Raw genomic sequence first — 25,975 nt, 5'->3', positions numbered from 1 at the left:
CGCGTGCGCGAACGGGTACGGGCGCCCGGACAACCGGGCGAGAGCGCCGACTACCGCCGCGCCCTCAATCCGATCGTCCGGGCGCCCGGTCGTGTGGGCTCGGCTCGTTGTGCCTTATTTCGGTTGGTTATTCTTCGGCCACAGCACGCGGCCCGGGGTGTCGGTCACGGGTTCGGCTTGTTCAGCTCACCGGCCACATACAGCCGCCCCTTCGCGTCAGGCTTCACCCCGTTCCGGCCCGTGGCCCTCGACCCCGCGTGGCTCACGTCCACCGTCGTCGCGCTGGCGCAGGGGATTTACGACGGCGGGGCCTTCGACCGGCTCCCGATCCTGGCGGACGCGCTCCAGGACGCCGGGTGCGACAGTAAGGACGTGTTGGGCCACTGCCGCGGACCCGGCCCTCACGCCCGTGGGTGCTGGGTGGTAGATTTGTTGCTCAACAAGGAGTGAGCGGGAGCCAATTAGCCGTGCGGCAAACGAGGCCTAACAGAGCACGCCCGTGTCTTACGAATCGCCTCCTGGTGCAGCAATATTATTCTCGAAAACAACCGACGTTCAGATTAGCGAGGAATTCCCACCGCAGACATTATTTCATTGGCCCGGCGATCACCAACTCGATGACGAAGACCGTCTCTTAGCCGAGTACGATCATTTTCGGTCGGAACTGAACCCAATAAATACACTCCTCCATCTGATTGTCGCAATATGCGGACTTTATTAAATGCCACATCCGTTGTAAGAAACGGCTCAATCATTTCCCGTTCGCGCTCATATTGCCTCTGATATTGCCGAAGCTCGCAGTAAACAAGGCCAACCAAAAAACCGAACCCCACGAGAAAAGCACTACCACACAGGATTGCAATAGTGGAGAGTCCGCGCTGCCCTCGAGAGTGTGCCACACACCGCTCATCCATATCATCCATAAAATGTTTCTCGACATTGAATCAATGGGCGAGGGTGATTCTGTCGCCCCTTGTGCCTGAATCGTAAAAAAATCAAATACATTCACGCAGAGTACACTAGTAGACCGCCCACTTTGATTTGCGGGGCTGGATGACTCGAAAAATCCTTGATTCCCCGAGAAATAGACCCTGCAAATCAAAGTGGGCGGTCTACTAGTTGGCCGGCATACTTACTTAACGGACGCGCGGGGCACCATTACCGTAATGCTTGCAGTCGGACCCCCGCCAGGTTCCTCACGGCTCTATTAGCCCCACTTCCGCGATCCGCTCCGGTTGCCACCGCGTCAGTTCCGGCCGCGCCACCAGCGCACGGTGGACGGCCCCGTCGACGGTGGTCAGGCACCTCTCGAACCGCTCCTCCGTCAACCCGTGACACAGTTCGGCGACCAGCACTGCCCGACGATCACCCGCGCTCACATCTTGCGGCTGGCCGACCAATCCGAACTCACTTCTTCGGCCACAGCACGCGGCCCGCGGTGGTCGTCTTGATGCTGTAAAGCGTTCCGCCGCCGGTGATGTAGAGCGTCTTCAGGTCGTCGCCGCCGAACGCGCAGTTCGTCACCTCGTCGGTCGGCACGCCGACGAACGCGAGCAAGTTCCCGGTTTCGGGATCGATCACGTAAATGCCGCCCTTCACGTCGGTCGCGGGTTCGGCCGGCGGGTTGGGTTTGTTCAGCCCCCCCGCGACGTACAGCCGCCCTTTCGCGTCCTGCTTCAAGCCGTCCGGCCCGCGCCCCTTGCCCCAATCGTGAAGGAGTTTTTGACTTTTGGGATCAACGGTGCCGTCGGCCTTTAATTCAAAGCGCCAGAGCTTCCGCGCGCCGTCCTTGTCGTTGTTGTTGTCTGCGACGAAGAGGTACTTGTCGTCGGCGGAAACCAGCACACCGTTGGCGCGCTCCACTTCGCGCCCGATGACGCGGCTCACCTTGCCGTCGGTGTCGATGCGGTACACGCCCTCGATGGTGTTCCCCTTATCGTCCTTCTGCTGCATGTCGTCGCGCGGGCCGTAGCGCGGGTCGGAGAAGTAGACGCGGTCCTTCGAGTCGATGGTGAGGTCGTTGGGCTGGTTGTACTTCTTGCCGCCGAAGGAATCGGTGAGCACCGTTCGCTTGCCGTCGCGATCAATGCGCGAAACCGAGCGCGCCACCGGTTCGCAACACACGAGTTTGCCCTCGCGGTCGAAGAGCAGCCCGTTGGTTCCGGCCTTCTCGCGCCAGATTTTCTTCTCGCCCTCTGGCGTGAGCTGGTGAATCCCCTTCTCACCACTCGTGAACACGCCGAACTTCGCGTCCCACGCCGGCCCCTCGCCCGCGGCGCCGTCCCCGGCGAGCGTTGTGAGCTTGGCGCCGGGCTCGAAGATCGGCTCGTCGAGCGCCGTGAACCCGAGCTTCTTGACCACGTTCTCGGTTGTCGTGAGAACGAAATCCTTTTCCTTGCCGAGCAACTTGAACACCCGTGCGGCCGGTTCGTAAGCCGAGGCGAGTTCGTCGCCCGCGAGTGGCAACCCGCCACCGGAAACGCCGCCCGCGATCACCACGCGCTTACCCGCGCACAGCGCCGCGATGTGCGCGACGTCCCCCACGTCGCGCAGGATGCCCGGCGCGAGCGTGCCGAGGCGCTGGTTGGTGTACGGCTCGTCCGTTACGAAGCTGGCGAGCGTGTTCACGGCCGCAACCTTGGTGATGCGCGTGTCGGTCGCGGCGGCACACAGCGCGACCAACCCGGCCGGCCCCTCGCCCGCCACCACGACCTCTTTCGGGAGCTTGCCGCTCCACTTTTGTTCGGCCAAATCGAGTAACCGGTGGAGGTCGCCGACCCACTGTCCGAGGAGCGGCCGGCCGATCCAGAGCCCCCACTCGGCCGTGTTGTGGTCCGGCGCCCGGCCGATCTGGTCGTTGATGACGCCGAGCGCGCGGGGGCGGAGGATGACGACCTGGTTGTCGTCCGTTTGCAGCGCTTCGAGCAGCGACCACGGGCGCGGGCCGTCGCCGAGCGCCACGAGCACGACGAGGCGCTCGGCGGGGGCGTTACGCGGGCGGCCGCTTCTCATTCCCAAGTATTGCGCGTCGGCCGTGACTCCGGGCTCTGAAACGTAAGGCAAATTCGGGTTAAACGTGCCGTAGCAGGTTTCGACCGGCCCGCTCGGGAGCCGGCCGGCCAGCGCCTTCTCCACCAGGGCGGTTCGGCGGGCGTCAATTTCCTGAGCACACGCATCCTTCGTGTACGGCACGGCCTTCCCGTCGCGCAGCTTCTTCCCCTCCTGCGCGGCGAACAGCGGAATGGTCATGAAATCATTCGGCCGCGTGTTGCCGGGGAAGCACCGCAAATGCTCCGGCTTCTCCGTCTCGAACTTCGGCTCCGGGATCGGGTCGCCCGCGCCTTCGCCCTTCAGGTGGAGCACCATGAAGCCGTACATCGCCTCGCGCATCGACTTGCTGTAGTCGTGCGGGGACTCGAAAATCTCGTGACGGAGCTGGCCCGGCTTCCGGTACAGGTTGAACACCGAGTACGCGAGCCCGATCGACTTCCGCGCTTCGTCCACCGAGAACTGGACGGCGTCCCGGGTCGCGTTAATCACCATGAGCGCGCGGGGCGCGACCAGCCCGAGCACGGCCCACTCTTCGGTGAACTTCAGCGCGCCGGGGACCACCTCGCACATGCAGCACGCGGCCCGCAGGTACGCCTGATAATTGCCGACCGAGCACACCGGCACGACGCACTTGAACCGCTTGTCCCACGCGCCCGCGTACATGGTCTGGTTGCCGCCGCCGCTGGCGCCCGTGATGCCGATCTTGGTCTTGTCCACTTCGGGGCGCGTTTCGAGGTAGTCGACGGCCCGAGTGTTCTCGTACACCTGCAGCCCGGACAGCGGCGTGCCGAGCGGGAGCAGCGTCGCGGCCGTCATCTCCCCGTGGTACTCGCCGAGCGCCGGGCCGATGCCGCGCTCGCCGGCGCCGAATGCGTCCACGCACAGCACCACGAACCCGAGCTTCGCCGCGCCGATGCAGCGCGACTGCACCACGGGGTCTTGCTTCGCGCCCTTCCAGTGCCCGTGAACTTGAAGGATCGCGGGGGCGGGCTTTTTCTTCGCGCCGTCGGGCACGTACAGGTTCGCGGTCATGCGGACGCCGGGCCGCGTTTGGAACGTGATCTTCTCGACGGTGTAGCCGTCGCGCTTGAGCGGTTCGCCGTGCTGCTGCGGGCTGAGGTCACACGGTTTGGGCGGGAAGCACGCTTCACCGCCCCACGCGGCGAGTAAGTTCTTGCGCAACTCGGCTTCCTGCTTCGCCCACTCGCCGATGGTCGCGGGCGCCTTGTCGTTTTTGCGCAGCTCCGCGGCCCGGCTCTGAACGAACGCCTGGTACTGCTTGCCGGCCGGGGTCTCGTCCACTGCGGGGAGGGCGGGAAGGACGATGAGCAACGCGAGAAACGTGAGCGGAGCGAGGCGCGCCATTGAGATCACCGGGGAATACGGGCCGGGCGGGTTGTTGCCAGTGTGACGCAGCGGAGCGGGGAGTGCAACGTTTTTGGTTGCCCGGAAACCCGGCGCTGAAGTTCCGGGGTACGCCTGGAAACTCAACTCCCGCCTGAATTCTGTTCTACGCTAGTGGCGGACCATTCCACACGCTGGAATCTCTCGCACATGCTGCGTCGATTGTTTCGGCCCGAAACGGTGTTCTTCCTGCTCACCTGGCTGGGCCTGATGGTCGCGTTCCGCGACCGCGGGTTCTACGACCCCGGTGCGCTGTGGCACGTCAAGGTGGGCGAGATCATCCTCGACCGCGGGATGCCGCAAACGGACCCATTCAGCTACACGTTCGAGGGCGAGCGCTGGGTGCCGCAGCAGTGGGGCGCGGAAGTGCTGATGGCGCTCGCGCACCGCGTCGGTGGGTTCGACGCAATGCTCCTCGGTTTCGCGACCGGTGTCGCGCTGCTGTTCACGCTCATCTTTCGGCGCGCGGTGCAAGGCGGGATGGGACCGATTCTCGCGGGCGTGGTCGTGGGCGGTGTGCTGTTCGTCGGCGCGTTCCACTACTTCGTCCGCCCGCACATGTTCACGATCGCGTTCCTCGGCTGGACGATGATGTGCGTCATCGACTTCGAGCGCGAGCGCTGCACGGCCTGGCGCCTCGCGGGGCTGATTCCGCTGTACGTCCTGTGGGTGAACCTCCACGGCGGCGTACTCGGTGGCACGATGACGCTGGGACTGGCTGTTGCGGGATGGGGGCTGCTATTTCTGGCGAACGGCCGGCGTGAGCCGGCTGGTGAAAAATCCACACCAACTGACACCCGTACCCCTCACCAGCCGGCTCACGCCGGCCGTTCGCCTATTCGCTCCTGGCGCGCTGCACTCCTTGGTACCATTGTGACCGCGCGCGAACTGATGCCATGCTCCCCCATTCGGTCCTGGCGGACCGCGTTCCTGCTCGTGGGCATCGTGATCGCGTGCGGGCTGACGCCGCTGGTGAACCCGCACGGCCTGGAAATGATCCGCATCTGGCAGCGCATTGTCGGGTCGAAGGTGCTACCGGAAGTCATCAACGAACACATGCCGATGGACCCGTCCTCGGCGCTCGGGCTCGCGGTGATCGGGTTGGGCGCGTTCTACATCGTGATGCTCGCGGGGACGCTTCCGAAAGTGCCCCGCGTGTCGTGGCTCGTTCCGCTCGTGTGGTTCGCACTGAGCTTCAAGGGCATCCGACAGGGGCCGCTGTTCGCGGTGTGCGCGGGGGTCGCACTCACAGATTTGTGGAAGCACACGATCTGGCACCGGCTCCTCATTAAGCACGGCGACGGCTCGACCGCGTGGGACGCCGAGAACCCCGCCGAAGTCGCGAACCGCAGCAGTCCCATGTGGGCCGGCTTCGCGATTCCGGCGGTGCTGGTCGCGGTCGCGTTCACGCTGCAAGTGAAGCAGATCGAGGTGCCGGTAATCGGGCACGGGTGGGCGCGGCTCGACCCGGACTTTATCCCGTCGGACATGACGACGGACGTCACCGAGTACGCGGCCCGCGTGCCGCTGGGGACGCCGATTTTCAATGATGCGAACCTCGGCGGGTACCTCATCTACCACACGCCGAACCTGAAAATCTTCATGGACGACCGGTGCGAGTTGTACGGCGATTCGTGGATCAAGAACTATTCGGACACGCTCGGGAAGCCGCCCGAAGAACTCGGCTTGGTGTTTGAAGGGTGGGCCGCGAAGTACCAGTTCGAGCGCGCGATCGTGATGACCAACCCGCCGGCCCAGGACAAGCCGCCGATCGAGCTGTACCTGCTCGGCGCGCCCGGGAAGTGGCGCGAGGTGAGTCGCGGAAAGCGCGCGGTGATGTTCGAGCGCGTGAAGTGAGACCGGCTCTGTTTAATAGCTTTCTGTGGCGGGCCTCTGTTCAGGAACTGTGAACGTGGCGACGGCCGGTGTTTGGCCTTTGCCCTCTCCCCTTGCGGGAGAGGGTCGCCGCGCTTCGCGGCGGGGTGAGGGGTTGCTCCCTGGGTATGGCGACCACCCCTCACCCGGCTCGCAAAGCCTCGCCACCCTCTCCCGCAAGGGGAGAGGGCACAAACACGCCGGCGGGGTACAATCCCTGCTCTTGACTCGGGTCAATCGCTGCCGCCGAGGGCGGAGATCGCTTCCGCTGCGGTGTCGTAGAGCGCCCAGTACATTTCCAGATTGGTGATCCGCAGCAGTTCGCGGATGTTCGGGTTCACCCCGGCGAGCACCAACTCGCTCCCGCGCGAGGCCAACAAGTGGTGGCAGCGCAACAAGAACGTGATGAACGCCGAGCCGAAGTACGTGACCGCGGACAGGTCCACGATGATGTTGTTCGGCGGGTCTTCCTTCAGCGGCGCGAGGACCATCTCGGCGGCCGGCTGGAGGAGCGTTTCGGGGAGATCTTCCACTTGGGGCGACGGGACGATCACGGCGACCTCGCCGTGCCGCTTGACCTGGAAGAATTCGTTGGCCAGGCTCGCGTCGGACGCCATGTCAGGAACCTTCGGGGGGACGGGGAACCGGGTTCACCGGTCACCCACACGTTAGCCACAAGCAAGTGTCGAATCAAGCGGCTGGTGCGCGGGTGTTTGATTAGGATACCCCCAAACACCAGTGGGGGCCGCTTTATTATGCGCGTTCGTTGTCCGGCCTGCGCCGCACCGTGCGTCCCGGGCCACGGGTTACCGCATCGGGTCATCGCACCCGGGCGCACAAGCGGGCGGGACGCCCGCACTACCACCCGAATGTGCCCCCCGCTCGCGGTCACCCGCGTTCGGCCATCGGCGCCACGGTGCGCGGGGCCGGTCCCTTGTAGATCGCGCGCGGGCGGATGAGCCGGTTGTTGTCGAGTTGCTCGATGACGTGCGCCGCCCACCCCGTGATGCGCGACATCGCGAAGATCGGCGTGTACAGCGGGATCTCGAGTTTCATCGCGTGGTACAGCCGGCCCGCGGGCCAGTCGAGGTTCGGGAACATGTTCTTCTCGGCCGCCATCACGCGCTCGATAATGTCGGCCGTTTCTTCCCACTTCGTCGCACCGGCCCCTTCTGCCGCAGCGCCCGCGTACTTCTTCAGAATGCCCGCGCGCACGTCGCCGGCTTTATACACGCGGTGCCCGAAGCCCATGATGCGTTCCTTGCGCGCGAGTGCGGCCTTCGTCCACGCTTCCGCCTGGTCCGGGCCGCCGGCCGCGAGCAGGATGTCCATCACCTTCTCGTTCGCGCCCCCGTGGAGCGGGCCTTTTAGCGCGCCGATGGCCCCGGTCACGCCGCTGTGCAGGTCCGAGAGCGTGGACACGATCACGCGCGCCGCGAACGTGCTCGCGTTGAACTCGTGCTCCGCGTAGAGGATCAGCGACACGTCCAGCGCCTTCACCTCGGCCGGTGACGCCTCTTCCCCGCGGAGCATGTAGAGGAAGTTGGCCGCGTGCGACAAGTCCTGGCGCGCGGGGACGACGGGCAACCCCTTCGTGATCCGGTAATTGTCCGCGATCGCGACCGGGATCTGGGCCAACAACCGTTCGGACTTGCGCAGGTTCGCGACGTGCGAGTTGTCGGCCGCGTCCTGGTCGAAGTGCCCCAGCGCGCTGACCGCGGTGCGGAGCGCGTCGAGCGGCGTCGTCCACTTGGGCAGCGCGGCGAACAGGTCCTTTAGCGCCGGCGGAAGCCTTCGCGCGGCGGCCACGCCCGCGTGGAACTCTTTCAGCCGCGCCGCCGAGGGCAGCTCGCCGTGCAATAGGAGGTATGCGACCTCGTCGAACGAGCAGTTTTCCGCGAGATCGCCGACGCTGTAGCCGCGGTAGCTCAGGCCGTCCGCGACCGTGCAGATGGCAGTTTCGCCGGCGGGCACGCCTTCGAGACCGGGAGAGTAGGCCGGTGTGGTCATGTTGTCCTTTCGCGGAACCTATCGCAGAACCTCCCCTTCCCTTCACTGAGAGGGGGGCGGGGAGGTTAGGTTCTGCGCCTTCGTTTCAAACAACTTTTGCGGTGGTGGGCGGCCACAAGACAGCGTAAACGGTGTTGGCCAACATCGCGAGCACGAAGTCGATCATCAGAATGGCGACGAACGCTACGACGAACGCCTCGGTCGCGGCCCGGCCGACGCCCTCCGCCCCGGCCCGGCTGTTGAACCCGCGGTGGCACGCGATCAGCGACAGCACGCCGCCGAACACGAACGCCTTCATCAGCCCCACCATCACGTCCCACACTTTAACGAACTCGCGGGTGTGGCGCCAGTAGTGATAACTATCGATGTTGTACACGTGCAGGCAGATCAGGGAACTACCGAGCAGGCCCATTACGTCCGCGAGGACCGTGAGGAGGGGTAATAAGAGGAGGGCCGCGAGCAGGCGCGGGCCGGCGAGGTACTTCACCGGGTCCACGCCGAGGCACGAGAGCGCGTCGAGCTGCTCGGTCACGCGCATGGTCGCGAGTTCCGCCGCCATCGCGGACCCGATGCGCCCGGCGAGCATCACCGCCGCGAGCACCGGCCCGAGTTCCCGGACCACGGAAATGTGAATGACCGCGCCGAGCGACGTTTCCAGGCCGATCGCGTGGAACTGGCCGTAGGCCTGCACCGCGAGCACCATGCCGATGAACATGCCGGTGATCGCGACCACGCCCACGCTGTTGGTGCCGACCTCGACCGCGAGGCGCAGGAACTCCCGGCGCCCGAACGCGCGCCGCAGGACGCCCGTCGCGGCGCGCAGCGAGAACAGCCACCAGTCCCCGAACGCGATCATGGCGTTCGTGAACGGGGTGGTCAGCCGGGAGGCGAACGTCGATGGGGGACGGACTGTCGGCATGACGCGGTTGTACCGCGCGAATGTGCCGAAGGGCAGGCCAATCGGGGAACCCCTGGGACCGCGGGCGTCCCGCCCGCATCTTCCCGTGCCAGGCGAGCGCGCCAAACACTACGGCCAATGTGTAACGAACCTCAGTCACCACACCCAGGCACCCGAGCGGGCGGGACGCCCGCGGTCCGGGGAAAAGCAAAGTGCCCTCCCCGAATTCGGAGAGGGCACGCGGTTTATCGCGACAGCGCCCGAACCGGGACGCCGTTGACCCACTGAATCCAGACCCCGTGGGCCGTGTCCCACGCGATGCCCGTAAACCGGCGCGTCGCGAGATCGACGTTCGGGTCCCGCGGGTACTCCGGGGCCGGTTCGGGTGCCCCGAAGAACGAGCGCGCCCGGCGCTCTACTTCCCTTTGCGCCGCGATCATCCGCAGGGACGCGAGTTCGGACTGCCCCATCAGCCACACCACGACCGCAACCGCCATCAGGCTGATCTGCGGGATCATGATACTGCCAACGAAGAACAGCACGGCAATCACGGTCCCGACCGTCACCGCGATCTCGGTGGCCCGCAGGCGCGTCATCTGCGTCGAGAGCAGAGCACGCAGCACGCGACCTCCGTCCATCGGGAACGCCGGCAACAGGTTGAACAGAACCAGCGCCACGTTCGCGAGGAGCAGTCGGTTCACAAAGAGTTCGATCGGGTCGGATATCCGCTCCCACGGGAGTGCCAGCCCGCCCGCGGACAACCCGAGTAACAACCCGGTCGCGATCACGACGTTCACCGCGGGACCGGCGAGAGCGACCACGATCTCCTGTCCCGGTTTCTCCGGCATCCCTTCGAGCGACGCGACGCCGCCGACCGGGTACAGCGTGATGTCCCGCGTGCGGATGCCGTAAGAGGCCGCCGCGAGCGCGTGCCCGAACTCGTGTAGCGCGACGCACGCGAACACCGCGAACACGAACAGCACTTCGGACGTGACTTCCCCGGCGCTCGATCCGGCCCCGGACAACAAAACGAACAGGGGCAGCAGCCAGAACGTCGAGTGAACGTATAGGTCAATGCCGAACAGTCGGCCCAATTTCAAAGAGCTAAACATCAGAGCGATTCCCCTTTCTGGGGCGGGTTGCACACCACCCCATGTCATTATTCGATAGGAGGGAAGGGAAATTGGATTCTCGAATCAAGATGAAGGATCGAATCATTCACATTGTAATTTGCAAATTAAGGGCCAGCAAATTTTCAGCTCAGTAAATTTACGGATCGCAGTTTTTGAACATTCGCTCATGTCGAGTATAATCTGGGGAGGGGGCACTCGTGCAACATCCGCCGGCCACCACCGGTGCGTGACCGATCCCAAAACCCGACCGTGCCGATCGCTGTGTCGGGCGCGCCGCGTGCTTCCTGGGACCGCAGCGCCTAACTAGCACAGCCTCCTGTGTCAAAAGAGCACACCGGGCACTGCGACTGGCGCGGCCACTTTGAGTTTCGGATGATCGCGGCTCCACCTCGTTGTCCACCCTTGGCCATAGCGCATATTTGCGCTATGGCCAGCGCAAGTCCTTGTGGCGCAACGACTGGTCACACCGGCCACCCTGGTCACACCCTTTCTATGGCGGCAAACACCGCGATAGAAAATGGGTAACCGGCCACTCGGGTCACTTTTCTTCCAGTCAACTCAAACATTCTTATATGTACCAATTCGACAAGATGTGCTTAATCGCGAATCATGTGTTTTCCTCTTGTAATGAGGGCAACACCGGGAACCACGCGCCCAGTATTTGCTCCCCGCGATCAGCAGACCAGTGGGTTTCCCGGAATGGTGGTCGGTGCGCACCAGAGATTTCCAAAAGGGTGTGACCAGGGTGGCCGGTGTGACCGGTCGTTGCGCCACAAGGACTTGCGCTGGCCATAGCGCATATTTGCGCTATGGCCAAGGGTGGACAACGAGGTGGGACCGCGCGCCAAAAGTCCACGAACCCGCACCCACGAGCCAGTTCTGCCATTAGAAGGAGGCTCAGGGCGCACGGGGTGGGAGATGCACAGGGCTTCCGCCCTGTGCTACAAACGCCGGCCCCTCCGGGGCGGAAAGGCATTGAAGGTTGATGTCTTCGCCGAGGTGTTGGTCTTCGCCCCGGAGGGGCCGTCTTACGTAGCACAGGGCGGGAGCCCTGTGCGCTCGTGTGCCCTGCACGCCCTTTGTACTGTGCCTTCTTGTATTTGTGGCAATTGGCTAACAATGGGCGGGGGGGCAAAAAAGTTAGCCAATGTTAGCCGCGCGGGTGGCAATCAATCGCCTGTTTAACTGAAACTCCCGTTTCAGCCGCTCGTCAGAACCTCGCAGCAGAATGACCCACGCGGCGGAAAAGAAGATCAGGATGCCAGTTACGTCCACCACCGTTGCGACGATCGCGCCGGACGCAATGGTGGGGGCGTCCGCGGTCCCGGGGGAAAGGCGAACGCCCGCGCCGCGCGTAAGTTACCCCCGTCGCCACAACGGGAGTTTGTCGTGGACCTCACTTACGCCGACTACCTGCACGTCGAGGAACTGCTCGCGCTCCAGAAGCCGCGGTCCGACCCGGCCGAACACGACGAACTGCTGTTCATCGTCGTTCACCAGGCGTATGAACTGTGGTTCAAGCTCCTGCTACACGAACTCGACAAGGTGAAGGCGGACTTCGTCGCGGGCCGCACCTACCCCGCGATCGGCACGTTCAAGCGCGCCCGCACGATCATGAAGGTCGCGGTGGAGCAGGTGGACATCGTCGAGACGCTCACGCCGATGTCGTTCAACAGCTTCCGCGACCGACTCGATAAGGCGTCCGGGTTCCAGTCGAGCCAGTTCCGCGAAATGGAGTTCCTGCTCGGCTACAAGCGCGCCGAGATGCTCGAGCACCAGAAGCCCGGCACCGCGAGCTACGACCAACTCGTGAAGCGCCTCAACGAGCCGTCGGTGGTGGATGCGTTCTACACGTACCTCGGGCACCACGGGGTCGCGATTCCCGAGCACCTCGCGGCGCGCGACCGCACCCAACCGACGCTGCCCGACGAGGCGGTGGAAGAAGGGATTCTGCGCCTCTACAAGAGCCAGCCCGATCTCGAAATTCTCTTCGAGCTGATGACCGATTTCGACGAGGGGCTCCAGGAGTGGCGCTACCGGCACATCAAGTTGGTGGAGCGCACAATCGGGAGCAAGCGCGGCACCGGCGGCTCGCTCGGCGTGGAGTTCCTGAAGCGCTCACTGTTCCACCCCGTGTTCCCCGACCTGTGGGCGATCCGGCACCGATTGTAAAGGAGTAAGGAAGAAGAGAACGAAGAGTGGCCGCGGATCAACGCAGATAAACGCGGATCAAAACACAGTTCCGTGATGGAAGAGACAAACGGCACCGTGGGTTTGGTGGGTCAGTGATCCCGCTCCGGTCCGCCAAATCCAATGTTCTTTTCTGATCTGCGTTTATCTGCGTTGATCCGCGGCTGCTCTTCCGCCCCGCCTTTGTAAGATAGCCGCGACGCGAGGCCACGGGGGACGTCGATGCGCAAGGTGATATTCGTTCAGGGCGGCGGGCTGGGCGAGGACCAGGAACTCTCGGTGCGGCGGCTGTTCGAGGCCGCGAAGGTGCCGATCGAGTTCGAGGTCCATCTCGCGGGCCGCATGGCGCTCGAGCACGGCGCGGACGCGCTGCCGAAGCCCACGTTCGACGCGGTGCGCGCGTGCGGGATCGCGCTCAAGACGAAGCTGCTCCAGCCGAAGGGCGCGGGGATGCCGACCGCGCACGGCCCCAGCGTGCCCACGAACTACAACGTCGCGTTCCGGCGCAAGCTCGGGCTGTTCGCGTCGATGCGCCCGGTCCACAACCTGCCGGGGATTCCGAGCCGGTTCACCGGCGTCGACTTCCTCCTGTTCCGCGAAATCACCGAAGACTTGTACACCGCGAGCGAGCACGAGATCGTGCCCGGCGTCGTACAGAGCTTCAAGATCGTGACCGAGGCCGCGTGCATGCGGTTCTTCCGGCTCACGTTCGAGACCGCGCGCAAGCGCGGCCGGAAAACGGTCCACTGCATCCACAAGGCGAACATCCTGAAAATGGCCGACGGGCTGTTCCTCGAATGCTTCCGGCGCGTGGCGAGCGATTACCCCGACATCGCCGCGAAAGACCTGATCGTCGACAACACCTGCAACCAGCTCGTGAGCCGCCCGCAGCAGTTCGAGGTGCTCACCGCGGGCAACCTGTACGGCGACCTGCTCTCGGACCTGGGCGCGGGGCTGGTCGGGGGCGTGAGTACGACGGCCGCGATCAACAGCGGTACGGACGTGACCGTGTACGAAGCCGTGTACGGCGCGTCCCACGAGAGCGTTCCGCCGGACGTGGGCAACCCGTTGCCGCTCATCCTCCCGGCCATCGAGTTGTTGAAAGACATCGGCGAGGGGGAAACCGCCGCGCGCATTCAGAAGGCGGTGGAAGCCGTGCTGACCGAGGGGAAGGTCCGCACCCGCGACATCGGCGGCACCGCGGGGACCACCGCGTTCACGGACGCTATCCTCGCGCGGATGTGAGCGGAACGGGCTTTGGTCTGCCCCGCGAGGTGGCTCGAAGGAACAACGGTGGCCGAGCAGTTTTTCGTAACGAGCCGCGACCGCTAGGGAGCGGTAGCGCCTCCCGCTCCCTAGCGGTCGCGGCTCATTCGGCTCGCTACGATGGCACCGAAATCGGATTAGCGGCCGAGAAAGTGAGCGCCCGCGTTGGACCTGCTGAACTTCACTGGGAACGTAGCGCTGGCCGCGTTCCTCGGTACCGTGATCGGTTTGGAGCGGCAGCTCCGTCAGCACCCCGCCGGGCTGCGGACGAACGCACTCGTGAGCACCGGTGCGGCCCTCTTTGTCACACTCACGCAACTCCAGGGCGATACGAACAGCCCCACGCGGATCGCGTCCTACATCGTGAGCGGCGTCGGGTTCCTCGGCGGCGGCGTGATTCTCAAGGAAGGCACCAACGTCCGCGGGTTGACCACTGCGGCCGGGCTGTGGTGCAGCGCCGCGGTCGGCACGATGGCCGGCATCGGGTTCGGGCTGCACGCGGCCATCGGCACCGGGTTCGTGCTCCTGGTCGTTCTGGGACTGAAGCCGATCGCAAAATGGGTCGACCAGCGCAAGTCGCGGTTGCAGAGCACCCCGGCGTACTACCAGTTGCGCGTGACGTGTCAGGACCGCGACCACTCGCTCGTTCGCTCCGTGCTCGCCCGGCACCTCGGTTCGGTTCCCGGCGTGGTGCTAACGGGCACCGCGGTCGGCAAGCCGAAGAAGAAAAAGACCGTGCTCCGCGCGGACGTGACCGCGACCCCGGAGAACGACCGGGCCATTCAGGACACGGTGGCCCGGCTCCTCATCGAACCGGGCGTGCGTTCCGCGAGTTGGGCGAAGGTTGCGGCCCCGCTGGAATAACCGGTTCTCGGATCCCGCCGCCCCGACCCGTGGCTGCACGCCCCCACCACCTTTCACGTTCCCCGTGCCGGTCGCGTCCCACCCGGGCGCCCGCGCTTCTCCAAATTTCCCGACCGCCGCCGCGAGCCGCCGCGAGCTCGGCTTGCGTCAATCACCCAGAAACGATATCCACGGGGATCGACGGGTTCTACTCGGCTGTGCGGTGGAGGGGCGAGATGGGACTGCGTGCGCGGGCAAAGGACTTGGTCCGGGTGGCGTTCCGGCCGGTCACCCCACGGCTTCGCAAGGTGCTGGTGCGGCTGCTGCGCCCGCTCATCGCGCGGGTCGACGTCCGCCTGCAGTTGCTGTTCGACCGCCAGCAGGCCGACCGCGCGCGCCTCGTGCGCCTGGAACAACAGGTGGCCGCGCTCCAGAGACAGGTATCGGCCCAGCAGTCCCGTGCGGCCTAACGTCCCACCCCGGTCCCGGTGAGAGCACATCATGCCGAACGTTTCTTACGCCCAGAACCGCGAAGACGTCCTCCTCAACCGCGTGTTCCCCGGTACGGTCGGGTTCTACATCGACATCGGCGCGGCCGACCCGGTCGAACTGTCCGTCACCAAATGGTTCTACGATCGCGGGTGGAACGGGATCAACATCGAACCGCAGGCCGGGTACTTCGCCGCGCTCAGCGCCGCCCGCCCGCGGGACATCAACGTGAACGCGCTCCTGTCAGACGCGCGCCACGACGTCACGTTCTACGAGTTCCCGGACCGGCCGCTCCTGTCCACCCCGGACGCGGCCCTGGCCGCCGAATTCAAGAAGGCCGGGGTTCCCGTTATCAGCCGCACGCTCCAGGCCGTTACCCTGGCCGAAGTGTGCGAGCGCTACGTGCGCGGCCCGATCGACTTCCTCAAGATCGACGTCGAGGGGCACGAATTGTCGGTACTCCGCGGGGCCGACTTCAGCCGCTGGCGCCCGGTGGTGCTGGTGATCGAAGCGACCGAGTCGGAGCGCTCGACCCCGAACCACGGCCCCTGGGAGCCCCTGGTCCTCGCGGCCGACTACCTGTTCGCCACGTTCGACGGGCTGAACCGCTATTACGTCCGGGCGGAAGACGCGCACTTGGTTCCCCGGCTCCAGTTGCCGATTAACTTGTTCGACGAACCCTACGTGCCGGCGGAACGGCTCGCGGAGCGGGCCATGTGGGACGCGGAGCGCGCGGCCTGGGCCGCCGAGCGGGTCATGTGGACCACCGAGCGCGCGGGCTGGGTCGCCCGGGTCGAGGAGCAGGCCGCGGACCGGGTCGCGGAACGGACCCTCTGGGCCGCGGAACGGGCCGATCTGTTGGAGCGGGTCCGCTGGCTCGACGGGCAACTCCACTTGTACCGGGCCGCGTGATGGAAGCCTCGGCGCGCCTGATTTCTTACATCAGGCGCTAAAGTCGATCCCGGCCGGCCGGTCCTCTTGGTCGGGCGAAACCCAGTTGAGTCATCGAGTCCCCGCCGGTAGCGGCGGGAATCAACGCCGTTCGGGTAGTGGCCCTACGGTCGGGATTCGTTGTACAGCCGTATGAAGTGCCATAAGGGGCCGGGGTGATTCCTGGGGGCACTTGGAGAACGTGAGGGTCTTACGGACGAAGCGGGCACATCGTTGCCGTAGCGTCAGCCCGAAGCGCTCGATATGGGCGGTAAGGCCCGTGTCCTTGCCCACGGCCCAGTGCCGGGCTCTGGGGGAATACGACCCGGTACGAGGAGAGGGCGTCGGCGTACACCGTGACCGAATTTGTCGCACGACTTGTGAGTCGCACCATCAGAGCTTCGTGGCGTGCGGAAATAGAGGGAAATCCGGGTAGGGTTTGTCCCGCTTGATCGGCGTGCCGTGCGCAATAGAATCACTCTCAGACATGGCTCCCGTTCCTGCGAGACGGTGGTTGTGGCTCTCACCAGAGGCGTTGCAACTGTCTTTGGTGCGTCCGAGGATATCTGGTGTCAAATTCGTAGCAACGAAGCGAATTGCCCAGAAATTGAAGTAAGCGCCTGTAGCTCAGTTGGTAGAGCAACGGACTTTTAATCCGTTGGTCCTGGGTTCGAGTCCCAGCGGGCGCACTCGCAACTCCTGATTATGTCAGGAGTTGCGTCGTTTATAACGCCACCAAAATCGATCGTGGGGAGTCGGTGGGGAGTTAGGGTTTCTTGGCCGCTCGCATCAACGCCTGCATGGTGTCCGCGGCCCGGCCCTGGTCGTTCGGCATCACGTGGGCGTAGGTGCGGAGCGTGGTCATCACGTCCTCGTGCCCGAGTCGCTCGGACACCACTTTTACCGGAACCCCGGCCTGGAGCAGCAGCGTGGCCATCGTGTGGCAGAACGTGTACGGCGTGGCCCAGCCTTGGGCGGCTTTTCTCTTGATCGGATTGAACACTCGCTTGATGAAGTTCGACTGCCAGTAGTGCTTCCCGTGCGACCTACGGCCAATTGGTGCTCCCGCCACGAACCGGGCGACGGGGCCGCCCCCGCAAGGCGCACGTCGTGATGCCCCGGCGCTCACCTACGAGACCGTTCACAAGGAGCGCGAGAACAACCGTGTGGTATCGGTGAGTACGCGGATGGTGCTCGGGACCGCAGCGGCGGTGGCTCAGGCGCTGGCGTCCTCGACGGTCAGCCGGTCGGTGAACCGTGCTTCGTGGAGCGCCACAACGGGACCGATCGGAACCGGTGCGGCCGCAAGGTGGGCAAGAGCTATGCGTTCTCGAAGGACTGGGACGCGCATCGCGCGGCAACGGCGTTCAGTTACTTCAGCTACAACTTCTGTTGGCCCGTGCGCACCCTGCGCGTGAAGAGTGATGACGGCCGCTGGCGAGCGAGAACTCCGGCGATGGCCGCCGGGTTGACCGATCACGTGTGGTCGTTGCGAGATGGGCTGACGCTCCCGGCCGTGCAACGAAAGTAGGGCACCACCTAAAATTGCTCTAAAGGATGAAGCCGATCCACCGCCCTCGGCTCAAAAGCGGCGCGGAATACGTCTTGCCGAGACGGACCAGTTTCCCCAAACACCGCGACGTTCTGATGCAAGCTGTGATCGCACGTTACGCAGTTTCCGCCGCGGTCCGATAACCTCGTTAGCTCATCTTCTCACTCGTTGCGCGCCCGGCAGTGGGGCACGGAGGTTCGTTATGCGCGCCGACTTCCGACAGGTCGTGATTGCGGTCGTGGTGCTGTTGTTCTCCGGCGCGCTCGCGATCGGACAGCCCCCCCCCGGCAGCTCCTCCCGTTCCGGCTCCGGCCGCGAGTGCGGGGCCACCACAGGGGGAAGTGGTGCCCCTCCCCTCCGAACCGGTAGTTACGGAGGCCGCGGCCCCGGCGAACCCGTATGCCGGCGACCTCTCCTCTCGGCTCCGGCTGACCGGGGACTGGTGGGGCACGCGCTCGGCCCTGGCCAACCGCGGGTTGACCTTCGATCTGTTCGCGACCCAGTTCTATCAGGGGGTCGCGGCCGGGGGAAATGAGCGCTCGTGGGAGTACGGCGGGAAGCTCGACTACCTGTTCAACGTGGACGGGCAGAAGCTCGGGCTGTGGAAGGGGCTGTTCCTGAACATGCACACGGAGACCCGGTACGGACAGGACGTCAACGGGATCGACGGGTTGCTCGCGCCCAGCAACATCGCGATGAACTTCCCCGACCCGACGACCAGCATCACGTCGATCACCGGACTCAAGCTCACGCAGGCCCTCAGCGAGAACTTCGCGGTTTACGCGGGGAAGATCAATACGCTCGACGAGTACCCGCTGCGCTACAGCCCCGGTCTGGGGACCAACAAGCCGGGCCTCGAAGGGTTCCAGAACACGTCCCTCGTGTTCAACCCGATCGTTGCCCGGACGATCCCGTATGCGGCCGCCGGGGTCGGGTTCGCGGTGCTCAAGGATCTCGAACCCGTGTTCACGCTCACCGTGTTCGACCCGGAGGAGCGGGCGACCAGCGGGTTGCAGAACTTGTACGACCGCGGCGTGGTCCTGGTGCCCGACCTGGTGCTCCGCACGAAGTTCCTGGACCGGCCCGGTGCGTACAACTTCGGCGGGACGTACAGCACCGCGAAGTACCGGTCGTTCGACCCGGCCGCGTACCTGAACGTTCCGTTCCTGCGGTCCCTGGTGGCGCGCGACCCGGTCACCCCGCTCGAGACGGGTTCGTGGTCCGTGTACGCCAACTTCTATCAATCGCTCTGGGTGGACGAGTGCGACGAGAAGCGGAACTGGGGGCTGTTCGGGCAGTTCGGCATCTCGGACGGGAACCCGAACCCGGTTCGGTTCGTGGCCAACGGCGGGGTCGGCGGGCGCAGCATGATCCCCGGGCGCAAGTTGGACACGTTCGGAGTCGGGTACTACTACCTGGGCCTGAGCGACAACTTCAAGGCGCTCGCCCGGCCGTTCGCACCGCAGCGGGACGAGCACGGGGTGGAACTGTTCTACAACTACGCGATCACGCCCTGGTGCCGGATGACTTACGATTTCCAGGTTGCCACCCCGAGCACGATCAACGTGAACACCACGATCACGACCGGGCTGCGGCTCCAGATCCTGTTCTGAAATTCCGTACCCGAATCCGGGTCAACTCGCGCCCTTTTAGCCGATTCCCGACGTCCCTCGCGCCCGTTACTTCACCGGCACAGAGGGCTCGTCCGCAACGAACTGGTACAAGAACGCTCCGGCGGCCGCGCCCAAGATCGGTGCGGCCCAAAACAACCACAACTGAGTGATCGGAGTGACGGCGCCGTTTAACGCGGTGACCAGGGCCGGACCGGTGCTGCGCGCCGGGTTCACCGACAGGTTCGTGACCGGGATTCCGATCAGGTGGATGAGCGTGAGTCCGAGTCCGATCGCGATCGGCGCGAGACCGGCCGGGGCGCGACGGTCCGTCGCGCCCAGAATGACGAACAGGAAGACCGCCGTAAGTACGACTTCGGCCGTGAGGCAGGCGACGAGCGAGTATTTTCCGGGTGAGAAGTCCCCGAACCCGTTGGTCGCGAACACCCCGGCCCTGTCTTCGAGCCCCGTGAACCCGCTCTTCCCGCTCACGATCGCGAACAACAGGAACGCGCCGAGCACGGACCCGGCGACCTGCGCCAGAATGTACGGGATCGCACCGGTGGCGGGGAACCGCTTACCAACGACCAACCCCACGGTCACCGCCGGGTTCAGGTGGCACCCCGAGATGTGGCCGATGGCGAAGGCCATCGTCAGTACCGTCAGCCCGAACGCGAGCGACACCCCGACGAGCCCGATCCCGATGTTGATCGGGCTCGTCCCCTCTTGGATGAATACGGCGGCGGCAAGTACCGCACTGCCGCACCCGCCGAACGTCAGCCAAAACGTCCCGATCAGTTCCGCGACTGCCTTTTTCAACATCACGTGGCCTCTGCGATGAGTGGAACGGTGCTTGCCGGGCCGGGCGTTCCGACACGGCGCCTGCCCTCACGGATCGGATTCCGACCGTCAATCGGGCACGAGATAGGACGGTGATCGCGCTGGGGCTCGAACCGGGTCGATCAGTTCGGCGTTCAGATTGACGCCTGAACTGGTCTCAACTTACTCGTTCTGACGGATAAGCCCAGCCGCGTGGATCGCGGCCTCATTCGGTACCCGTTGCGCCCCGGTCCGCTCTCGGAGCGGGCGCACGCAGCACGAACGATGTGTAGTGTTATTTGCGGTTCTCCCAGTCGGATTTAGAAATCACGCACCGGAAACTGAGGTGTGACATGCCGGTGGCGGCTCTGCGGCGCAGCCGGGGTAATAGCTCTCGCAGTACGTGACGTGACATGGGGACGATCCGCCGCGGGTCACGCGATTGGGGAGCGGGCCGGCTACTCGTCTTGTTCGGCGTGTCACCCACGGCCCCCATCTCGAACTCGCCGGCATTCATCAGCACAATTCGACTCATCGATCAGACACACTAGCTCAATAGCCGCATGCGCGCCCCCGAACGCGGTCACCGCCAGCGCGACATAAAGGAAGACGCGCGGCCACCGGCGCAGCGGGCGGTGTGGTTGCAGCGAGAGCCGGAGCCGCCTCGAGTCGGCGCCGGCGGTTGCGGACAGACATGATGTGAACTCATCGAAGTAGTAAGCGGCCGGGTGGTGTTCCCGACCGCTTTTGCGATCGCCCTACGGTTACTTGCCACCGCTCTCTTGCAGCTTCCGCATGACCTCGTCGAGGTTGAAACTGGCGGCCTTCTGCCGCGGCGGGTAGTCCTTGAACGTCGTCAGGAACTTGCCGACGTAATCCTGTGCCGGGACCATCAGGAAAGCGTGGCTGAACATCCAGTCGTAATAGGTGTTCGACGTGATCTGGGCGCGCTCGTAGGGATCGAGACGCAGGTTGAACATCAGCGGCAGGCGGAGCGACACGAACGGCTCGGCCCACACCTTCAGGGTGCCCTGTACGCGCTGTTCCATGAACACGAGTTTCCAGTTGTCGTACCGCAGGGCGACGACTTGCTGTTCGTCGTTGCAGTAAATGAAAGAGTCGCGCGGCGACTTATTCACTTGGCCCGTCAGGTACGGCACAAGGTTGAAGCCGTCGAGGTGAATCTTGTAGCTCATGTCGCCGACCTTGTAACCCTTCAGCAGCTTGTCGGTGACTTCGGTATCGCCGGCGACGGCCAGAAGGGTCGGCAGCCAGTCGAGGTGGCCGACGATCTGGTTCGAAACGGTGCCCGGCTTGATCTTGCCCGGCCATTTCACCATAGCGGGGACGCGATACGCACCTTCCCAGTTCGTGTTCTTCTCGTTGCGGAACGGGGTCATCCCGGCGTCCGGCCACGTGTTCATGTGCGGGCCGTTGTCGGTCGAGTACATGACGAAGGTGTTGTCCGCGATGCCGGCGTCGTCGAGTGCCTTGAGCACGGTGCCGACGTTCTTGTCGTGGTCGATCATCGCGTCGTGGTATTCGCTCTGCCACCGGCCCGCCTGCCCCTTGCTCTCGGGCTTGGCGTAGGTCCGGGCGTGCATGTGCGTGAAGTTCACCCACACGAAGAACGGCTTGTCGGCTTTCGCCTGGCGCTGGATGAAGTCCACCGCCCGATTCGCCACGTCGTCGTCGATCGTTTCCATCCGCTTCTTGGTCAGCGGGCCGGTGTCCTTGATGGTCTGCTTGCCGACCTTGCCGAACCGCGGGTCGACGGTCGGGTCTTCCTTATCTGTGGCCTTGCAATCCAGGACGCCGCGCGGCCCGTACTTGGCCAAGAACGCCGGATCTTTCGGGTAATCCGGGTGCTCGGGTTCTTCCGATGCGTTCAGATGGTAAAGCGCGCCGTAGAACTCGTCGAACCCGTGGGCCGTCGGCAGGAACTCGTTCCGGTCGCCGAGGTGGTTCTTCCCGAACTGCCCGGTCACGTACCCCAGCGGCTTGAGCATCTCCGCGATGGTCGGGTCTTCCTTCTGGAGCCCCAGGGTCGCGGCCGGCAAGCCGACCTTCGTCATCCCCGTGCGCATCCCGTGCTGGCCGGTGATGAACGAGGCCCGGCCCGCGGTGCAACTCTGCTCCGCGTAGTAGTCGGTGAACATCATGCCTTCCTTCGCTACGCGGTCGATGTTGGGCGTCTTGTAGCCCATGACCCCGTGTGAGTAGGCGCTGATGTTCGACTGCCCGATGTCATCACCCCAGATGATGCAGATGTTCGGCTTCTTCCCGTCTTTCTGAGCGTTGGCTGTCACCTTCTGATTGTGCGCGGCGAGCGCGGCGAGGTCCGCGGCGTTGGCGCCCGCGTCGCAGCACGAGGTGCCCGCCGGTGCGCCGGCGGGCGCAGCCCCCCCCGGGTGCGTCCGCCGAGGTAGTCGCGTCATTCGAGAACCGGAGGTGGCCGGACGCTGACGCCCAGCCGAGCGCGACCCCGACGCCGACCAAGAACACGGAAACGAGATTCGAGCGGTTTAACATGGTGTATCCTCAATTTCATGAAGAAGAGAAGTGAGAGATCGAACGTCACGCGCCGCCCGTGAGGTGTACCTTTAACCGCGAGATAAACCGAGAGCGAATGAATTTTCCTAAACTATCCAAAAGCGGCAAAGGGCCACGCGACGGTCGGTCGATCGATCTGCGTATCTGAACAGGTAGAGAACCGCCATGTCTATCCCGCGCGGGTCCTTCCCGGCGCAACCCCCCGTCGCGCTCGCCCGCAGCCTCTCAGACTTCGACCAGCTCGCGGCGTTCTATTCAGGGTGGAGCGGGCGGTTCGAGCAGCTCTCTTCGGGCCGGTTCGACGGCACCCTGAGCCTGGCGCGCGGGCGCGCGGGGCGGATCGTCTCGGTCGATCTGAACCAAACGGTTCTCGCGCGCGGGCGCGGCGCCCCCGGGCTGTTCAGCCTGTACACCGTGACGCCCGCGAACGCGGGCGGGATCTGGCAGGGTCGGCGCCTCGATCCGGGTCAGTTCGTCGTCCACGGCCCCGACACCGAGACGAACCACTACACCGCACGGCGGTGTACGAGTACGGGAATCTCGGCCGGGGCGGACTTCATGGAAGAAGCGGCGCGGAGCTTGTCGGGCGGCGCGGCCGGCGCGTGGCCGACGACGTGGGACGCACTGGTCCCGGCCCCCGATGCGTACTCGAGGGTCCACAACAAGATCCTCCAGTTGCTCGCGCGGGCCGTTGCGGACCCCGCACTGCTCGCGACCGGCGAGGGGCACCAGCTCGAACAAGAGTGCGTCCGGGCGGTCGTCGCGGGGGTCGCGCCCGTGGGGGTCGCCCGGCGCTCCGCGCTTTCGCTCGCCGCGCTCGTGCGGCGGGCCGAAGAGTTGATGCGGGCTCACCTCCGCGAGCCACTGGGGGCGATCGATCTGTGTAAGGAACTACGGGTGAGTGACCGGACGCTGCGCCTGGCGTTCCACGAGCGCCTGGGGCTCGGCCCGATGGCTTACTACAAGGCCGTGCGGCTCAACACGGTCCGCTCGGGCCTGAAGGCGGACCCGGCGGCCGCGATCTCCGACGTGGCCCGCGGGTACGGGTTCCATCACCTCGGTAACTTCGCGGCCGACTACCGCCGGTTGTTCGGCGAGCGCCCCTCCCAGACGGATCGTGCCCGAAGCACCGAACGGGTCTTCACGTTCGACCCTCCGGACGGCCTCGCGTGAAGCCCTCAGTTCGGCGGCCCGTCGAAACTCGCCTTCAGTTCGACCAGCGGGGTGTGATCGACCCGGATGAGCCCCCGCCGCGGCCGATCGAAATCCAGCACCACGAAGAGCACGAGCACCAGCAGCACGTTGAGCGCCGCCCACAGGCCCGTGTGCCGCTTCCCGGCTTGGCCGGACGAGTGCCCCATGAGCAGGCTCGCCACCGCGACGCTCGCGACGAGCAGCACCAGTACCGGGGCCGGCAGGTGGTTCCGGGTCGCCCAGGCGCGCGTGCTGCTGAGGTCGAGCACCTCGTTCGCGGCGGGAACGATCTGGCTCGTGCGAACCGCTTCCGGGTTCTTCCGCGTCGCGGCTTCGACCGCCGCCCACACCTCGGCGAGCAGGCGGTCCATTTCCCGGCTGGTGCGCCGGTATTCCTCCGGGTCGAGACCCTTCTCGAAGTGCTCCAACCGCACCGCGACGTACCCGCGCAGCGCGTCCCGGATGCGCGCGCGTTCGGGATCTGCCAGCAGCCCGCCCCGCAAGTAGCAGGTGCCGACCGCGTTCGCTTCGTCGAGCACCACCTTCCGGCGCGCCTCGTGCCGGCTCGCGGTCATCGAGAACGAGAACCCCAGTAACAGGGCGACCAGCCCGAACACGCTCCCCTTGAGCGCGGTCGAGACCGCGCGGGCCGGCTCCGGTTCTCCCCGGTGGTACCGGCGCCCGAGCCGGAACCCGCACTCGTTGGCCGCCGTCATCAGGGCCAACAGGCCGGTCACCAGCGCCCACATCGGCACGTTCGCGATCGCGTCCATCGGTTCGGTCCCAAACGGTTGATGCGGGCACGGCCGGGGAACTCCGGTCACTTCGCGCGTTTTGGCTCCTTCGGGCGCACCAGAACTATCTCCTGGAGGCGTTCACTCACAGAGTGATCGCCTTGAGCCCTGCTTTAGCGGCGCCGAATTTAACTCGCGAGAACCACTACGAGACGTGCCACGGTGGCGCCTCTCGTGAATAAGAAGCGGCAGATCGAGCCCGGCCCGAAGGGATTACTTTTCGGACGTGAAGACCTGCTTCCAGTCCTTCTTCATGTCCACGACGGTCCACCCGCGTTTCGGTGCCGCCTCCAGTGCCTCGACGAGCTTCCCGCTGCTCTTCGGCTTCGCGTCGTAGGCGTACTCGCGGTCACCATCGGTGTGGTGGACGATCAGCCCGAAACTCGGTTTGCGCCCGACCGTCGTCCACTGGAGCATTTCGTGGTCGCCGTCGGAGTTGCCGAAGCACATCACCGGGCGCCGGCCGATGAACTGCTGGATGCCGACCGGCTTACCGGCCTTGTCGTCGATCAGCGCGATCTCGGGCAGGATCGTGAGCGCGGGCTTCTCGTCGACCAGCGCGTACTTCGTTTTGAAGGTGGTTCCGACGACCTGTTCGGGCGGGATGCCGTACACCTTCTCCGCCCAGACCCGCATGAACTCGACCGTGCCGCCGGAGACGATGAACGTCTTGTAGCCGTTCGCCCGCAGCAGCTTCAGGGCCTCCTGCATGGGTAGGAACGTGCAGTCCGCGTAGAGCCGCTTGTAGCGCGGGTGCTTCGCGGTCGCGATCCAGTCCGCGACCGATTTGTGGAACTCGTCGGTCGTCATGCCCGCGTGCGTGTCGAGTGCGAGTTGCATGAGAAGTTTGTGGTGATCTGCGGCCAGCGCGGAGATGTCGCCCTCGGCGAGCGCCTTGTACGCGGGCGTGTCTTTCAGCTCGGGCTTCTTCGCTACACGGGCTTTGGCGGCGTCGAACGTGAAGGCCAGCTCGAAGGGGAGCGGGTTCTCGGGCCACAGGGTGCCGTCGTTGTCGAACACCGCGATCCGCTCGGGCGCCGGGACAAAGTCCGGCGAGCCCTCCTTGGTTGTTCGCGCGACGAAGTCGAGGATCGCGGTTTTCGCGGCGCCCTCGTTCCAGGAGGGCAGCGGGTCGATCTTCTCTACCTTCTGCGCGCGTGCGGTCAGAGGAGCGGGGACCGAACCGTAGAACCCGAGCGCGAAGGCGACCGCGACCAGCGCGGCTCGGTAGGGGAGGCGCGAACGCATGGTGCAAAACTCCGGTTGAGAAAACGGGCCGGTCCACAAGTCCGACACCAAGGAACTCACTTCTTCCCGACGGACCGAGATCGCGGCGCCCGAGGGGAAGCGGGAGCCCGCGGCGA

Annotated in this window: 21 protein-coding genes, 1 tRNA gene and 1 pseudogene; 11 read left to right on the top strand and 12 right to left on the bottom strand. The window is 65.1% G+C overall.

The genetic code is table 11. The annotated features are described in order from the left end of the window. The first annotated feature begins 177 nt into the window (after positions 1-177). The gene (locus tag J8F10_RS32375) at positions 178-450 is read left to right on the top strand and encodes a hypothetical protein (protein ID WP_210660897.1); all 273 of its coding nucleotides are present in this window, start codon (positions 178-180) and stop codon (positions 448-450) included. Positions 451-1,196: 746 nt separating this feature from the next. On the opposite strand, the gene J8F10_RS32370 is transcribed toward J8F10_RS32375, so the two are convergent. Beyond that, on the bottom strand, positions 1,197-1,355 hold the full coding sequence (locus tag J8F10_RS32370) for a hypothetical protein (RefSeq protein WP_210660895.1): 159 nt from the start codon (positions 1,353-1,355) through the stop codon (positions 1,197-1,199). A gap of 52 nt (positions 1,356-1,407) precedes the next feature. Then, a complete protein-coding gene (locus J8F10_RS32365) occupies positions 1,408-4,416 on the bottom strand; it encodes an SMP-30/gluconolactonase/LRE family protein (protein WP_210660894.1) in 3,009 nt (1,002 codons plus the stop codon). Between the two features lie 189 nt (positions 4,417-4,605). Here J8F10_RS32365 and J8F10_RS32360 point away from each other — a divergent pair, with 189 nt between their 5' ends. Beyond that, on the top strand, positions 4,606-6,312 hold the full coding sequence (locus tag J8F10_RS32360) for a hypothetical protein (protein WP_210660892.1): 1,707 nt from the start codon (positions 4,606-4,608) through the stop codon (positions 6,310-6,312). 251 nt (positions 6,313-6,563) lie between these two features. Here the strand turns inward: J8F10_RS32360 and J8F10_RS32355 are convergent, their stop codons facing one another. From J8F10_RS32355 to J8F10_RS32340, 4 genes are all read right to left on the bottom strand, one after another. Then, entirely contained in the window at positions 6,564-6,947 is a 384-nt protein-coding gene (locus J8F10_RS32355; RefSeq protein WP_210660889.1) for an STAS domain-containing protein, read from the bottom strand. 271 nt (positions 6,948-7,218) lie between these two features. Then, the gene (locus J8F10_RS32350) at positions 7,219-8,340 is read right to left on the bottom strand and encodes a citrate/2-methylcitrate synthase (RefSeq protein ID WP_210660887.1); all 1,122 of its coding nucleotides are present in this window, start codon (positions 8,338-8,340) and stop codon (positions 7,219-7,221) included. 85 nt (positions 8,341-8,425) lie between these two features. Next, positions 8,426-9,259: an MlaE family ABC transporter permease gene (locus J8F10_RS32345; RefSeq protein WP_210660885.1), complete on the bottom strand. Its 834-nt coding sequence runs from the start codon at positions 9,257-9,259 to the stop codon at positions 8,426-8,428. A 224-nt stretch (positions 9,260-9,483) separates the two neighbouring features. Beyond that, positions 9,484-10,350, bottom strand: coding sequence for a M50 family metallopeptidase (locus J8F10_RS32340; protein ID WP_210660883.1), 867 nt, complete (start codon positions 10,348-10,350; stop codon positions 9,484-9,486). A 1,410-nt stretch (positions 10,351-11,760) separates the two neighbouring features. Between J8F10_RS32340 and J8F10_RS32335 the strand changes: the two genes are divergently transcribed. The 5 genes from J8F10_RS32335 (at position 11,761) to J8F10_RS32315 (ending at position 16,071) form a co-directional block, all read left to right on the top strand. Continuing rightward, positions 11,761-12,543, top strand: a complete 783-nt coding sequence (locus J8F10_RS32335) for a tryptophan 2,3-dioxygenase (protein WP_210660880.1) — start codon at positions 11,761-11,763, stop codon at positions 12,541-12,543. A gap of 240 nt (positions 12,544-12,783) precedes the next feature. Beyond that, complete coding sequence (locus J8F10_RS32330; protein WP_210660878.1) at positions 12,784-13,806, top strand: isocitrate/isopropylmalate family dehydrogenase; 1,023 nt, start codon at positions 12,784-12,786, stop codon at positions 13,804-13,806. Positions 13,807-13,992: 186 nt separating this feature from the next. After that, positions 13,993-14,691, top strand: coding sequence for an MgtC/SapB family protein (locus tag J8F10_RS32325; RefSeq protein ID WP_210660876.1), 699 nt, complete (start codon positions 13,993-13,995; stop codon positions 14,689-14,691). A gap of 215 nt (positions 14,692-14,906) precedes the next feature. Beyond that, positions 14,907-15,140, top strand: coding sequence for a hypothetical protein (locus J8F10_RS32320; RefSeq protein ID WP_210660874.1), 234 nt, complete (start codon positions 14,907-14,909; stop codon positions 15,138-15,140). Between the two features lie 31 nt (positions 15,141-15,171). Further along, positions 15,172-16,071 carry an FkbM family methyltransferase gene (locus tag J8F10_RS32315; RefSeq protein ID WP_210660872.1) on the top strand — a complete coding sequence of 300 codons (900 nt, stop codon included), beginning with the start codon at positions 15,172-15,174 and terminating at the stop codon, positions 16,069-16,071. A gap of 143 nt (positions 16,072-16,214) precedes the next feature. On the opposite strand, the pseudogene J8F10_RS41150 reads toward J8F10_RS32315, so the two are convergent. Further along, positions 16,215-16,392 (bottom strand): annotated as a pseudogene (locus J8F10_RS41150) (IS1 family transposase); the annotation flags it as partial. 313 nt (positions 16,393-16,705) lie between these two features. Between J8F10_RS41150 and J8F10_RS32310 the strand changes: the two are divergent. Next, positions 16,706-16,778 (top strand) — tRNA-Lys (locus J8F10_RS32310). A 77-nt stretch (positions 16,779-16,855) separates the two neighbouring features. Here the strand turns inward: J8F10_RS32310 and J8F10_RS39475 are convergent. Beyond that, complete coding sequence (locus J8F10_RS39475) at positions 16,856-17,161, bottom strand: tyrosine-type recombinase/integrase (RefSeq protein ID WP_210660870.1); 306 nt, start codon at positions 17,159-17,161, stop codon at positions 16,856-16,858. Between the two features lie 192 nt (positions 17,162-17,353). Here J8F10_RS39475 and J8F10_RS39470 point away from each other — a divergent pair, with 192 nt between their 5' ends. Both J8F10_RS39470 and J8F10_RS32295 read left to right on the top strand, forming a co-directional pair. Continuing rightward, positions 17,354-17,620 (top strand): hypothetical protein, encoded by a 267-nt coding sequence (locus J8F10_RS39470; RefSeq protein WP_246523696.1) that lies wholly within the window; start codon positions 17,354-17,356, stop codon positions 17,618-17,620. Positions 17,621-17,985: 365 nt separating this feature from the next. Then, on the top strand, positions 17,986-19,254 hold the full coding sequence (locus tag J8F10_RS32295) for a carbohydrate porin (protein WP_210660867.1): 1,269 nt from the start codon (positions 17,986-17,988) through the stop codon (positions 19,252-19,254). Positions 19,255-19,320: 66 nt separating this feature from the next. Here J8F10_RS32295 and aqpZ read toward each other — a convergent pair whose 3' ends face one another. Next, on the bottom strand, positions 19,321-20,076 hold the full coding sequence (aqpZ, locus tag J8F10_RS32290; RefSeq protein ID WP_390891123.1) for an aquaporin Z: 756 nt from the start codon (positions 20,074-20,076) through the stop codon (positions 19,321-19,323). 758 nt (positions 20,077-20,834) lie between these two features. Beyond that, positions 20,835-22,508 carry an arylsulfatase gene (locus tag J8F10_RS32285; protein WP_210660863.1) on the bottom strand — a complete coding sequence of 558 codons (1,674 nt, stop codon included), beginning with the start codon at positions 22,506-22,508 and terminating at the stop codon, positions 20,835-20,837. Positions 22,509-22,788: 280 nt separating this feature from the next. Here J8F10_RS32285 and J8F10_RS32280 point away from each other — a divergent pair, with 280 nt between their 5' ends. After that, positions 22,789-23,796, top strand: coding sequence for a helix-turn-helix domain-containing protein (locus J8F10_RS32280; RefSeq protein ID WP_210660861.1), 1,008 nt, complete (start codon positions 22,789-22,791; stop codon positions 23,794-23,796). A gap of 5 nt (positions 23,797-23,801) precedes the next feature. On the opposite strand, the gene J8F10_RS32275 is transcribed toward J8F10_RS32280, so the two are convergent. Both J8F10_RS32275 and J8F10_RS32270 read right to left on the bottom strand, forming a co-directional pair. Continuing rightward, entirely contained in the window at positions 23,802-24,590 is a 789-nt protein-coding gene (locus J8F10_RS32275; RefSeq protein WP_210660860.1) for a bestrophin-like domain, read from the bottom strand. 234 nt (positions 24,591-24,824) lie between these two features. Further along, positions 24,825-25,859, bottom strand: coding sequence for an HAD family hydrolase (locus tag J8F10_RS32270; protein ID WP_210660858.1), 1,035 nt, complete (start codon positions 25,857-25,859; stop codon positions 24,825-24,827). Between the last annotated feature and the right edge of the window lie 116 nt (positions 25,860-25,975).

Origin of the sequence: Gemmata palustris (assembly GCF_017939745.1) — a bacterium.
In the GTDB taxonomy this organism is placed as follows: Bacteria; Planctomycetota; Planctomycetia; order Gemmatales; family Gemmataceae; genus Gemmata; species Gemmata palustris.
The sequence above is the reverse complement of the archived record's forward strand: the minus strand, read 5'-3'. Positions and strand labels throughout refer to the sequence as shown.

Coding starts and splice junctions, on each gene's coding strand:
- J8F10_RS32365 (WP_210660894.1), bottom strand. CDS start 4,416: ATGGCGCGCCTCGCTCCGCTCACGTTTCTCGCGTTGCTCATCGTCCTT.
- J8F10_RS32360 (WP_210660892.1), top strand. CDS start 4,606: ATGCTGCGTCGATTGTTTCGGCCCGAAACGGTGTTCTTCCTGCTCACC.
- J8F10_RS32355 (WP_210660889.1), bottom strand. CDS start 6,947: ATGGCGTCCGACGCGAGCCTGGCCAACGAATTCTTCCAGGTCAAGCGG.
- J8F10_RS32350 (WP_210660887.1), bottom strand. CDS start 8,340: ATGACCACACCGGCCTACTCTCCCGGTCTCGAAGGCGTGCCCGCCGGC.
- J8F10_RS32345 (WP_210660885.1), bottom strand. CDS start 9,259: ATGCCGACAGTCCGTCCCCCATCGACGTTCGCCTCCCGGCTGACCACC.
- J8F10_RS32340 (WP_210660883.1), bottom strand. CDS start 10,350: ATGTTTAGCTCTTTGAAATTGGGCCGACTGTTCGGCATTGACCTATAC.
- J8F10_RS32330 (WP_210660878.1), top strand. CDS start 12,784: ATGCGCAAGGTGATATTCGTTCAGGGCGGCGGGCTGGGCGAGGACCAG.
- J8F10_RS32320 (WP_210660874.1), top strand. CDS start 14,907: ATGGGACTGCGTGCGCGGGCAAAGGACTTGGTCCGGGTGGCGTTCCGG.
- J8F10_RS32315 (WP_210660872.1), top strand. CDS start 15,172: ATGCCGAACGTTTCTTACGCCCAGAACCGCGAAGACGTCCTCCTCAAC.
- J8F10_RS32285 (WP_210660863.1), bottom strand. CDS start 22,508: ATGACGCGACTACCTCGGCGGACGCACCCGGGGGGGGCTGCGCCCGCC.
- J8F10_RS32280 (WP_210660861.1), top strand. CDS start 22,789: ATGTCTATCCCGCGCGGGTCCTTCCCGGCGCAACCCCCCGTCGCGCTC.
- J8F10_RS32275 (WP_210660860.1), bottom strand. CDS start 24,590: ATGGACGCGATCGCGAACGTGCCGATGTGGGCGCTGGTGACCGGCCTG.
- J8F10_RS32270 (WP_210660858.1), bottom strand. CDS start 25,859: ATGCGTTCGCGCCTCCCCTACCGAGCCGCGCTGGTCGCGGTCGCCTTC.